This window comes from Neobacillus canaveralius (genome assembly GCF_047237705.1).
Classification (GTDB): Bacteria; Bacillota; Bacilli; order Bacillales; family Cytobacillaceae; genus Neobacillus; species Neobacillus niacini_K.
This window is the reverse complement of the sequence record NZ_JBDFLL010000001.1, coordinates 1,655,868-1,668,281: the sequence shown is the minus strand read 5'-3', so window position 1 is coordinate 1,668,281 and position 12,414 is coordinate 1,655,868. Positions and strand designations below refer to the sequence as shown.

The window sequence follows — 12,414 nt, the reverse complement described above, 5'->3', positions numbered from 1 at the left end:
TCGGCAGTCTTTTTATTTTGCTACAAGCTCCATTAATTCTTTTGTTTTGAAATTAATGAGTTTATCAAAACGATTACCAAATAGGGCAGCTTCTCCCGAAGGGGATAGCAGAATGGGTTCATTTTTCAGGTTCTTCATAATAACGTTACTGCTGCCGTTTTCAATATCATAGCTTACAAGCTCAAAACCTTCCCTGTAAGCATCAGCTTCTGCACTTTTCACTGGCTTAAGGGTAATAAATTCTCCTTTTTTTTCATTTAAGTCATTGTAAGGAACCAACCATCCAGAAAACATGGATAGATGAGGAATGGAGAACGAATTTAGTTCCTTTTTCTCCCTATTATAAAAAGTATAAGAAGCCTGTAAGTGTTCATCATCCTGAACGGTAACGGTCATTATAGTATCTTTGTAAGTTGCAAATTGTAGTACATCTTTAAATATTTCTTCCTCCGCCTCATTACTTAAATCTTGCTTCATGAGTGGTGCAAAAAGAGACGGGCTGTCTTCATTCCATTTGAGATAGGCAACTTCCTCATTTCCTATCCATTTAATAAATGGCTGAGGTAGTGTAAGTTCAGTTGTTTTCCTTTGTCCAATGTCTAAAAGCAGCATTTGAAATGTCCAATCTTCATTAAAAGATGAGATTAGAATCTCAGACTCATTAAATGGGTTCCATTCAAAAGCTAATTCATATGAGGGGATAGATTGTTTGAAGATTTCTGTGCCCTCAGGAGATAGTATGGTAACTTGTCCTTCATAGGTAGATGGAGATGATTGAATAAGTATATTCTTTTTTGATGGGCTGATCTGCAAAGTGACAATAGGCACCTCACTCTTATAAAGTAGTTGACTATTACCTGTTAGAAGATTATAAAGATAAACAGACGATGATTGTTCAAGATTTGTAATATAAAGTAATTGATGATCGGAATACCAGGATCCTACTTTGTAAAATTCTCCTTCTGGTATTTTGATTGGGAGTTTCCATGTATCTTTTGGTTGAGATGGCGGCACATTCTGCTTGTCATTATCTTCAGAAGGGCTGGGCTTGGCATCTTGTGGATGCGAACAAGCACTAACAATAGAGGCAAAAACGAGCAAAAATAAGAATTGAAAAATAAATTTTATGATGATATTACGTTTACTATGGCTCATTTTCCCCCTCCCTCCATTTTTCTTCACATTAATTAGACGTTTATTTTACAGAAATGTTTCAATAATTACAGAACATTCTATAAATAAGAAAAAAGTCGCATATTTACGACTTTTTTTCTTATTAACAAACACCAACACAACAATTTATTTTAATGTCAATGAAATCATTTTACAAGTCGTGTAGACAACAAATTTACAAATAAAGTGCCGCTATAAATATTCCCTCAACTTTTTGAAGGATCTCGTGAAATTGTGATAAAGGTAATGGATTTATGCCCCTTCCCAATTCAATGGTAAAACCAGGTCGTTTATATTCTTGGATATACCAGTCCTTAAACCCCGCATGACTATCGACATTCCGAACTGCCTTGTATCCACTCACTCGTTCAAATTCTGTTGCTAAGATTTCGGATTCAGGTGGTTCGAATCCTTCATACCCCCAATAAAACTCCTCTCCTTGAGTATGAAATGCAAGAACTCGATCGTATTGATTGTTCTTTATCAGTTCAGCCATTGCTTTTGCTTCTGGTTCTGATAAAGAAGACCTGCCCGGATAATCTCTAGGCGCAGGTGACTTGGGTATCTTCCTCTCCTGCTCAATCTCCCAATTTGCCGGGAATTGATTATTTAAGTCAACCCCTCTAATATTTGCCTTCCAATGAATGAATTCATCACTTCCATCATTGATCTCCTTGACCTCTTGACGACGATTTGTTGGCGGTCCATTTAATACGAGGTCTACCCCGTCCGGATTTACCATTGGAACAATGGATAATTCTGTTTCATTATATAAATCTATTGTATTTATACCTCTTAGCGGGCTTCGGTTCGTTAAGGAAATAAGGTATTGATTAACAAGGCTCATTACTGCCATGGTTGTAATCCATTCATTCGCATGAAAGGAAGCGTTCATATGAACTTTTTTTGAGCCCTTGCCAATCCTGATTTCTTGGATTTGATTACCTAAAACACTTGTACCGATAGTATCTACATTTATAAATGGGTATAACTTTTTTAGTGTCTTGATTTGCTTTGTTAAAATCCCAGAACCATAAGGCAGTTTCGAACTAACATGATATTGTGTAATACGTTCAGGTAAGTATAGGGCGTCCCCTGGTGCTAATTGATTGGGATTTTGCATTTGGTTTAATACCATTATTGCATCGAGGGATAAATCTTTTGCCTTTCCGATTTTCCATAATGTATCTTCTTCTTTTATGGTGTATGGAACGGAAACATAGCCTGGTATTAATAGCTTTGTACCAGTTTTCAAATTGGATGGATTTATGTTCTCGTTTGAATCGACAATGAGTTCAAGTGGAACCTTAAATAATCGACCATAATATGCGCAGGAGTCACCCTCCCGGACTCTAACCTCCATAATTCCTCCTCCTTCCATCATAGAAATCATATGACAAAAGGTGGTTGAAAATGAGCAAAACAAAAACCTGCATTTTAGTGCAGGTTTTTAGTATTTTTCTTCTTTTTCTCTTAAGAATCTTATTTCATGTCTTAAAATTAACAATGCAGTCGAGTATTCTCTGGGTTCTATTAGCTGAGCTTGATACAAATCTTTTAATTCTGATTCCATTAATTCAAGGTCAGCTATTCGATCACCGATATAAATAATCGTTCCAAATTGCTTTAATAATTGTTGAATTTCATAAATTGACTTCATTCCATTTAACCCTCTTACATAAAGATTAGGCTGTGTTAAACTAGGCTGTTGATTTGCACTCCAGGCGCTATGCTTTCCGCGGGCTCGCCCGTGAGCCTCCTCACAGCTTCGCTCCTGCGGGGTCTCACTCAGCTCGTTCATCCCGCAGGACTTTGATTTACATCCTCGAATCTGCCCACGCACGAAGAAAATGCGATAGCATTTTCGAGGAGTCAAGCGCCTGCCGCTCCAATCAACAGGTTCTTAAAATCAACAGTATTCATTAACACAGCCAATGAATAAGAAACATTACATGTAAAGTATACCTTATGCCCCGTCTCCTCTCAAGACGTTCTTACCAAGCTGCTATGTTCATACAAAAAATCTGACATGTCCAACTCGTTGTTCCCATAACATAATATAACTACTATTCTCCATTAATAGTAAAAAAGAGGGATGCGATCAGATGAAAAAAATCTATTTGGTGTTCGGAATATTAATTCTCCTCATTCTAGCTTTTGGAATCTATCAGTATACCAATCCGAAGGCACAGGAAAGTATTACGTACTTCCCTATTGACCCAAATGTAACCTTTAAAACAGCACAGACGACACTTACCTTAATGAATCAAGCCAATACTATCCTTTGGAAAGAACATTCTACGCTGGACCGTAAAGCCTACTTAAGACAGGATGCAGCTCTGTTATATGCCAATGGCCGACTACTAGAGACATTATGGAATTGGGAACAAAATACAGCTGTAATACAGCAAGAGAGAAGAATCAAGCTGGATATAAGTAAGCTTTTACAAGCGATTACTTTTCACCATGCGGAGCTTCATGAAAAAGAAGATCAAATTTTCAGCTCACAAGAAATGTCATCGGATCAAATTTACTTCATTACAGATACTGCAGATGAAGTAAATATTAAAAAACAACTGGACCAACAGACCGAAAGAATGCTGCAGCTAAGCTGGAACAAAGGATTGCGCCATTTTGCAATAAATTTGAAAAACTATCATGCATTGCCCCTCAGCCAATTCAATGAACTGGCAAAGGATGTTTTGCCTGGATTTACAAAATCAGAGACTGGTGCAATTGTAGGTAATCTTTGGGAAGGCTTATATAAAAACTATATTCTAGGTATAAAAAAAGCAGACGGTACTAGTGAAAATTCCAAAGGCAGTACCCTTCCGCTTATTTTAATTGCAAAAGATAAAACTCATCTATTGGTATTAACAGAAACTGCTTCTTTAGAGCCTATTCTCCTTCGTCAGATGATGGGAGCAGTCGATTAAGTTCTTCGGCCAATTCAGAGTATTCCTGCTGACTTGGTTTTATTTCTGCTGCCTTTTCAGCATTTTCCCTTGCATTCGATATGTCATTTTCCTCTAAATAAATTAATGCAAGATTGTAGTATGCTTCCGGTAAATCCGGATCCAGTTCTATCACTTTAAGGAGATGTGATTTCGCTTCCTTTAGTTCACCAAGTTTAATTTCAATAAAAGATAAAGCAAAATATACCTCTGAAGATGGTTTATTGGATTCTGTATAAGTCGTTAACACGTCATATGCCTGTTCATAATTCTCCTGTTTAATATATTCTTGAGCTAACATCATAGTGGAGCTTTCATTACCACCTGTCGCTGAATGTCGGAAGCCATAGAATAGTGAACCGTAAATAATAGCTACAGATACCAACAAAAACAGCAGCTGCAAGAATGGCTTTTTCTTTTTAGGGAAATGCAGTATTCCTGCTGCAAGAAAACCACCGGCTAATCCACCTAAATGTCCGGCATTGTCTACAATCGAGACGGTAAAACCAAATATTAAGTTAAAGACTAGAACAGTTATGACACTTGATCCCATTGTTCGGAAGAAAAGTTTCGGATAAATGAGGGCAAAATAAAGCAATGCTCCAAAACAGCCAAAGATTGCGCCGCTGGCTCCTGCAGAAATATTTGGGCTGAAAATAAAACTAGCAATAACTCCTGATATACCCGCAAATAAATAGATAAAGAAAAACCGAACACTTCCAAAAATTCTTTCTACAGCTGGACCTAAAAAATACAGTGCTAAGGTGTTCATGGCTAAATGTAAAAAGCCTATGTGCAGGAAAATGGGTGTAATGAATCTCCACCATTCTCCCTCAAATATATATGGATTAAATTTTGCCCCGAACTTAATTAGCGTGGAGGTATTTGTACTCCCCCCTTGAAGTTCTAACAAAATAAAAACGGCCACCTGGATAATCATAAATAAGTATGTAAAAAACGGCTTCCCGTTCGTAAATATTTCTTTTTCTTTTTTTTCCATCTGGATCGCAAAATCTAACGTTGCTTTCTTTTGTGCATTAACATCTTCTTCTGAATACTCTTCATGAATGGGGAAGGAAACTTCCCTTTCTAGCCTAGTTGATAATGATTTAAATCCCGACTCATATTGATCACTCGTTAATAGTACTGAGCTAACACTTGTTTTATTACCTTGCGGAAAAATAAACGGACGTTCCAACCGATATTCGTACTCATCCACAGGAGGAAATTGACTAATATAGATATTTAAAATTGAAAGCTCCCCATGACCAAGCTGTTTTCGAACCTTTTCACCATTTGAAGCTGTAAATTCTATATCTCTTTGCATGGAGTTGCTCCAGTCTAAATCCTGCCGTAATAACCGAACGATTGGAGCTTTTTTATTTTCGAGTCTTTCCAGCCATAATTCTTTTTGATTTTCAAATAATTGAATGATACGGTAGCCTTGCTCTGAAATGAAAAAATAGGCTAATCTCCAATAGATGTAATCTTCTTTTCTGTTCAATACCCCCACTACTTTCGACTATATTTTGTATCCATTTTTCACTAATTTATTTCATTATAAACGAAAAACAAGTTTAATAATGACTAAACACGATGATAAGATAGGCATTTTTTTAACAAAACAAAAGACCATCTGTGGCTTTCACCATTCAGATGGTCTTTCAGTTGGTCCTCCAAAAACAGTCTGCATCATTTTGTTTTTCATACCCGGAAAGCTCATGATTGAGCCTACCGCAATCCGGCGCATCCAGCCGGACCTTAGCATTACGTTAATGATTCGATACCTAAAGCGGAATGCAAAATAGCCAATTGACCCAATCATAAATATGGATGTCAACATACGAGACATTATCATCCCTCCTACCCATAGTTTGTGAGCAGAAGACTATTTTTATCCATCCCTTTTTTAGAACTTACTTAAAACAGGATCCATTGTTTCCTTTAATACTTTTACGGAGTTCGAGAATTTTTCCTTTTCTTTTTTATTCAGATCGAGTTCAACGACCTCTCTGATCCCACTGCGATTTACCACTGCTGGTACGCCAATATAGACATCATTATGACCGTACTCCCCATCTAAATAGGCAGATACAGTTAATACTGAATTTTCATCACGCAATATCGCTTTTGTTAATCGAACGAGCCCCATTGCAATTCCATAATAGGTAGCACCTTTTCGTTCAATAATATGATAAGCTGCATCTCGAACATTGATAAATATATTATCAAGGTCCTCTTGATTTGTTTCATGCTTACTTGTCCATTCGGATATTTTCATTCCGGCAATATCTGCATGGCTCCATACTGGAAGTTCCGTGTCTCCATGCTCTCCAATAATGTAGGCGTGTACGTTACGTGTATCCACATCATAATACTGTCCCAATAAAAAGCGGAATCGTGCAGTATCTAAAATCGTCCCCGAACCAATTACACGTTCCTTTGGAAGCCCGGAAAACTTCCATACTGCATATGTTAAAATATCAACAGGATTAGTGGCAACAATGAAAATACCATCAAAACCACTTGCCATTATTTGTTCAACTATCCCTTTAAAAATATTTGTGTTCTTCTCCACAAGGTCGAGACGTGTTTCACCAGGCTTTTGGTTCGCGCCAGCCGTAATCACGACTAAGTCAGCTTTATCACAATCTGCATAACTTCCATACCAAATTTTCGTTCGTGAAGGTGCAAATGGCAAACCATGATTTAAATCCATCGCGTCCCCTTCAGCTTTAGCTTCATTTAAGTCCACTAAGACTAGTTCTTCTGTTATTCCTTGATTTAATAGCGCAAAAGCATAACTTGAACCGACAAAACCTGTTCCAACAAGAACAACTCTATTTACTTTTACCATACTATTTCCTCCTTTGAGCATCGTGGTTATATTAATAAATTCAGTACGCTTATATTGTACATTAATTTACCACTATTTATCAGTTTTAACAGACATAGAAAACCTTGTCATCCTTAGAAAACTATCTTGTTACAAAATAGATAACAATCATTGCTAATAGTGCGGCGATTGAACCTGACAAAAAATTCACCATATCATTATCCACTAAGTGATACCCTTTTATTCTTTTGGCTGGTGTTTGGCAATGAACATTTTTCTCTGTTTCAATCCCACAAATATTGCAAATGTAAACTTGTTGATAATAGGCACCAAATAAAGTATCAATGATATTACCTAAAAAGCCGAACAATAAAATGACGAAAAAGTGGACTATTTGCAAATGAAAAAGCCAAACACCAGCAAATGCAATTAACATGGAACCAAAAATTGCAGCAGTAGTCCCTAATAAACTGACAGCTCCTGATGTTCCCTTTTCAATTGGCTTAAAGGTACGTATGTATACTGGTTTTCTTTTACTTAAGGTACCGATTTCTGATGCCCAGGTATCTGAATTCGAACTAGCAAGGCAAACAATAAACCCAATCAGCCAAACTAAGTCCTGCTGATAATAATATATAATGCTTATTAATGCAGCAAAACCACCATTTGCTACAACCTGTCGCCAATCTCTAGTTGCTCCCTTAGCTAATTTTTCTTCAATCTCTTTTTTTGCTGAGCTTTTATATTTCGACCATAGACTGGATGTTATAAAGAATAATCCAAGAAGGAGAAGCCCTTTTACACCAAAACCGAAGAAGACAGCTACTCCTACTAATACTGCAGCAATGGCACCATTACTACTTAATGACCGCTCCCGATAACCTGCCAAACCACCTAAAATTATAATTAAGATAATGATTATTGTTTGAATCATTTTATTTTTATTACCTCATCATTTGTAATAATCTTCGAGACTGGAATATCATGCTTCTCAATTGGAAATTGGTGAATAACTTGGAAGTGAAATGCAAGAGAGAGTGTTTTTCCATAATAACTAGTTAAATAGCGATCATAATACCCTCCGCCAAAACCAAGTCGATACCCCTCACTTGTATAAGCTAGACCTGGTACAAATAAAAGATCGATATCCCCAGGATATACTTCCATCGTCTGTTCTATTATCGGTTCAAGTAATCCATAAAAAACGGATTCGAGTTGCGAAAATTCAGTTATTTTTCGAAAAGTTAAAGTCTTGTCCTTTGGATTGCACCTCGGAACAACAACCTCTTTTCCTGCTTCCCACGCTTTCCGGATAATTTGATATGTATCGACTTCAGGTTCCTTCGAGATTGTAATCCCAATTACTTTGGCATTTAGCCAATCTTCATCATTATAAAGAGTGTTAGCAATTTTAGTGGAATAATGTTCATAATAAGGTTTAGTAAGCAGCGCTAGGCTTTCTTTCATTTCTTTACGAATACGCTTTTTTTCAGACATGTAGATTAGGATCTCCTTATTTTTTTACAACAAAAAAAGCAGCAGGAAGCCCTACTGCTTATTTTGTTTCACGGTGTGCTGTTGTACGCTTTTCTCTTGGGCAATATTTCTTAAGCTCAAGACGATCAGGGTTGTTACGTTTATTTTTTGTTGAAATATAGTTACGATCTCCACACTCAGTGCAAGCTAACGTAATATTTACACGCATGTCAATTTCCCTCCAAACGATTAAGCTAGTTCGTTCATACGACTTTTCTATAATATCATTTTTCAAAAGGAAATGCTAGTTGTTTTTTAAAAGGTAATTTTCCTACCCAAATTACGTTAAATTGGATTATTAAAATATGGAGACTATCTAGCCTTTTCGCTCATATTTGCCCTCTTATTTAGCAGAGTATCTTCCATTACATTAACTGTTTGAGAAGCGATTCGTTTCCATCCAAATAAACTCTTTACAATTTTCATTCCTTTAATACCAATTTCTTTTGCTGTTTGAGGATCCCTCATTAGGAAGTCGATATTTGTAAGAAGACTTTCCTGATCACCTGGGACCATTAGCAAGCCAGTTTGCCTATCCATTACAATACCTTTTAGCCCGCCAGTTTCTGAAACAATGGTTGGTTTAGCAAGGATCATTGCTTCTAGAGCCACAATACCAAAGGGCTCATACAAACTAGGAAACACAGCTATTTCACAATTCCCTAAAAGCGCATTTCTTTGCTCATCCGTAACATAGCCAATAAAAGCAATGTGATGATCTAATTGTTTTTCTGTTACCATCTGCCGATATCTTTCCAGCATAGGACCTTTTCCAGCGATAACAAAATAAATATCCTGTCCCTTATCCCTAGCTGCTTGTGCTGCCTCGATTAAAGTCTCAAACCCTTTTTCCTTTACGATTCGGCCGACTGAAAAAATATACTTTCTATTCTTAATGAATGGATAAACCTCATTTGGATTTACTTTAACATCACTTTGTTCGATACCGTTTGGAATAATACTCATTTTTTTGTCTGAGAGATGGAAGTTTGCTAAAAGTTCTTCTCTCATATAATTACTGCACACAATTATTTGATCTGATTCCGTGATTAACTGAAGTTCTCTTTCATGAATGAACCGCTGCATGTCTGTAAATATTCCATTATTTCTGCCATGTTCAGTTGCATGAATCGTAGATAATAATGGAATCGACAGGACTTCTTTCAACGTAATTGCCGCAGTTCCTACTAGCCAATCATGAGCATTAACGATATCAAACTTTATATCTTCTGCTAATATCTCACCTTTAAAACTCATAGCCAGATTCAGGCCAGCAATCCAAGAGAGAAAATCATCGTCATGATTGTTGAGTGGAGTCACTCGATGGACATGAACACCATCCATGATCTCAAAGCCCGGGAGACCGCCATTCCCAGCGGTCACCACATGGACCTCGTGACCTTGCTCGGCCAAATGAACGGAGAGACCATAAACATGTCTAGAGAGCCCGCCTACAACGTTAGGAGGGTATTCCCATGTTAGAATTAATATTTTTAATTGCCAGTCATAAGAATGTTTCTGGGACATTCCGGTAATTAATTTATCGTTCATTTTTCTGCTCCATATTATTTGATTCTCCATAATAACTATACGTACTAACATGATCAATCCACTTAGGGGAATACTGATCAATTTGTTGATTGCGTACTAAATTAATAAAAATTTCATCTCCATTAACATTTCCTAATGGCGGGGTTTGAACTGAATTTGAACGAAGGACTGGAAAAAAATCATTATCCTTAAATTTAACACCTAATTCGGCTACATAGCTCCGATTTGCGGTGAGTCCTTTGATAAACCAATGCCCCTTATTATAGGGTACCGCGATATCATAGTAATGATGTTCATTTTTTCCCGTGAAAATAATATCTGTAACATCATAAAGTCTCACGATATGGACCAATTCCTCAAATTTTCTGTTAAAAAATAAAGAAATGACTTTCTCGGGAATCTTCGATGCTTCCCAATAGACGATGACCTTACTTGGGGTAACGAGTTTGATTTGTAGTTCACCTTTAGTCGGAGCATAATCAATCGTTGGCTGTTCGAAAACATTGTCTTCCTTTTGGTATTCCTCTACAACAACAGATTCTTCTATTTGAGGTTCCTGACTAATAACATGCTTATTCCATCTATACTGTACTCTTCCAACCGTAGTATTTAGTTGCGAGGCGATTTTTCGGAACGATAAACCACCCTCTCTTAGTTTAATAATTTCTTCAATCATTGTTCTCCTCCATTTCCGCAACACATATATGCAAAAGTAATCAAAATATTCTTTCATAGATAATATTAATGGTATCATCGGTAAGCGAACTGTACAATAAACGTATTTTGTCGTATTTTGCTACTCCATAAAGTGACGATTTTATCGGCATAAAAAAAGATGAGACATCATGGATTAGTCTCATCTAAGGTGAATTATTTATTTTTACTCATTTAGGTTAAATGTTTTACCAGTTACAAGATAAATGACATTCTCAGCAATGTTTGTTGAATGATCTGCAATTCTTTCGATAAATCGACACACAAAAGAAAGCTGGATAATCTGATTTGTAGCATTGGGATTGTCCGGTACCATGCTGATTAGTTCATGAACAAGAATACCGAACATTTTATCCACTTCATCATCTTTTTCAGCACATCTTTGTGCTAGCATGACATCTTCGTCTATATACGCCTTAACGGACATAGATACCATTTCAAGGGCTAGATCCATCATTTTAGGAATATCCAAGATTTCCTTAAAATGTTTTTCATTACCGATATGCAAGGTAGCTTTTGCAATATTAACTGCCATATCAGCCATTCGTTCTACTTCCGATGAAACCTTTAGAGCCACATTTAGTGTTCTCAAATCTTTGGCGACAGGCGACTCTCTTGCAATCAAAAGCAAGGCTCTATCATGAATTTCATGTTCCAAGGCGTCTATTTTATCATCACCATCAATAACCGTATTAGCTTTTTCAATATCGTGATTTATTAGGGCACTTAGTGAATCACGAACGGCCGTCTCCGCTAAACTTTCCATTTCTAAAAGTTTTTCTTTTAAATCTGCTAATTTGCTATCAAATTTTGATCTAGTACTCATCCCATCACCTCATTATCCAAATCTTCCTGTAATATAGTCCTCGGTTCTCTTATCTTCTGGAGTAGAGAAAATTTTATTAGTTTCTGAAAACTCTATCACTTCTCCATTTAAAAAGAAAGCAGTTTTCTTCGATATACGTGCAGCCTGCTGCATATTATGAGTAACGATAATGATACTAAACTCTTTCTTCAGTTCCTGTACAAGCTCCTCTACTTTTAATGTAGAAATTGGATCGAGTGCAGAAGTTGGCTCATCCATTAAGATAACATCAGGTTCAATTGCGAGACAGCGTGCAATACAAAGACGCTGTTGCTGCCCACCAGATAGCCCGTAAGCATTTTGATTGAGACGGTCTTTTACTTCATCCCAAATTGCCGCTCCCCTTAGGCTCTTTTCGACAATTTGATCTAAGATTTTTTTATCACGAATACCATGTATTTTTGGACCATAAGCCACATTTTCATAGATTGATTTTGGGAATGGATTTGGCTTTTGGAATACCATTCCGACCTTAGTTCTTAATTCTTCCACTTGATAGGATTTATCGAGGATATTTCTTCCTCGATAAAGTATTTCGCCAGAGGTTCTTACACCTGGTACTAGTTCAATCATCCGATTTAATGTCTTAATATATGTTGATTTACCGCATCCTGAAGGTCCGATAATTGCCGTAACTTCATTTTCCATAATATCTAGATTTATCTTCTTTAGCGCTTGATTTTCACCATACCATAAATCCAAGTTACTGGTCTTATATACAATTTGCTTTTCCTGTGGATTGACAATTTTCGCAGTGGCTGTTGATGTCTCCATTATAGTTTGCC

Annotated in this window: 14 protein-coding genes; 1 reads left to right on the top strand and 13 read right to left on the bottom strand. The window is 36.8% G+C overall.

Features of this window, described 5'->3' with window-relative positions:
* Positions 1-12: 12 nt before the first annotated feature.
* The 3 genes from ABC255_RS08220 to ABC255_RS08210 form a co-directional block, all read right to left on the bottom strand.
* Positions 13-1,155, bottom strand: a complete 1,143-nt coding sequence (locus ABC255_RS08220) for a YqgU-like beta propeller domain-containing protein (RefSeq protein WP_412992662.1) — start codon at positions 1,153-1,155, stop codon at positions 13-15.
* Between the two features lie 193 nt (positions 1,156-1,348).
* Positions 1,349-2,536, bottom strand: coding sequence for a M14 family metallopeptidase (locus ABC255_RS08215; RefSeq protein ID WP_412992660.1), 1,188 nt, complete (start codon positions 2,534-2,536; stop codon positions 1,349-1,351).
* Between the two features lie 87 nt (positions 2,537-2,623).
* Positions 2,624-2,833: a YqgQ family protein gene (locus ABC255_RS08210; protein ID WP_412998509.1), complete on the bottom strand. Its 210-nt coding sequence runs from the start codon at positions 2,831-2,833 to the stop codon at positions 2,624-2,626.
* A 445-nt stretch (positions 2,834-3,278) separates the two neighbouring features.
* On the opposite strand from ABC255_RS08210, the gene ABC255_RS08205 reads away from it, so the two are divergent.
* Positions 3,279-4,109: a hypothetical protein gene (locus ABC255_RS08205; RefSeq protein WP_412992658.1), complete on the top strand. Its 831-nt coding sequence runs from the start codon at positions 3,279-3,281 to the stop codon at positions 4,107-4,109.
* Here the strand turns inward: ABC255_RS08205 and ABC255_RS08200 are convergent.
* From ABC255_RS08200 to pstB, 10 genes are all read right to left on the bottom strand, one after another.
* Positions 4,072-5,640: a rhomboid family intramembrane serine protease gene (locus ABC255_RS08200; RefSeq protein ID WP_412992656.1), complete on the bottom strand. Its 1,569-nt coding sequence runs from the start codon at positions 5,638-5,640 to the stop codon at positions 4,072-4,074. The genes ABC255_RS08205 and ABC255_RS08200 overlap by 38 nt on opposite strands.
* A gap of 132 nt (positions 5,641-5,772) precedes the next feature.
* Entirely contained in the window at positions 5,773-5,979 is a 207-nt protein-coding gene (locus tag ABC255_RS08195) for a hypothetical protein (RefSeq protein WP_412992654.1), read from the bottom strand.
* A 57-nt stretch (positions 5,980-6,036) separates the two neighbouring features.
* Entirely contained in the window at positions 6,037-6,984 is a 948-nt protein-coding gene (locus ABC255_RS08190; protein ID WP_335532504.1) for an L-lactate dehydrogenase, read from the bottom strand.
* Positions 6,985-7,105: 121 nt separating this feature from the next.
* A complete protein-coding gene (locus tag ABC255_RS08185) occupies positions 7,106-7,897 on the bottom strand; it encodes a DUF92 domain-containing protein (protein ID WP_412992652.1) in 792 nt (263 codons plus the stop codon).
* Positions 7,894-8,460, bottom strand: coding sequence for a 5-formyltetrahydrofolate cyclo-ligase (locus ABC255_RS08180; protein ID WP_412992650.1), 567 nt, complete (start codon positions 8,458-8,460; stop codon positions 7,894-7,896). Before ABC255_RS08180 ends, ABC255_RS08185 begins: the two co-directional genes overlap by 4 nt.
* A gap of 58 nt (positions 8,461-8,518) precedes the next feature.
* Positions 8,519-8,668, bottom strand: a complete 150-nt coding sequence (gene rpmG, locus ABC255_RS08175; RefSeq protein WP_015594975.1) for a 50S ribosomal protein L33 — start codon at positions 8,666-8,668, stop codon at positions 8,519-8,521.
* Positions 8,669-8,811: 143 nt separating this feature from the next.
* Entirely contained in the window at positions 8,812-10,050 is a 1,239-nt protein-coding gene (locus tag ABC255_RS08170) for a glycosyltransferase family 4 protein (protein WP_412992647.1), read from the bottom strand.
* Positions 10,040-10,726 (bottom strand): DUF4912 domain-containing protein, encoded by a 687-nt coding sequence (locus tag ABC255_RS08165; protein WP_412992645.1) that lies wholly within the window; start codon positions 10,724-10,726, stop codon positions 10,040-10,042. The genes ABC255_RS08170 and ABC255_RS08165 overlap by 11 nt, the downstream gene beginning before the upstream one ends.
* Before the next feature lie 204 nt (positions 10,727-10,930).
* Positions 10,931-11,590: a phosphate signaling complex protein PhoU gene (gene phoU / locus ABC255_RS08160; protein ID WP_412992643.1), complete on the bottom strand. Its 660-nt coding sequence runs from the start codon at positions 11,588-11,590 to the stop codon at positions 10,931-10,933.
* A gap of 12 nt (positions 11,591-11,602) precedes the next feature.
* The gene (gene pstB / locus ABC255_RS08155; RefSeq protein WP_335532518.1) at positions 11,603-12,403 is read right to left on the bottom strand and encodes a phosphate ABC transporter ATP-binding protein PstB; all 801 of its coding nucleotides are present in this window, start codon (positions 12,401-12,403) and stop codon (positions 11,603-11,605) included.
* Positions 12,404-12,414: the final 11 nt, after the last annotated feature.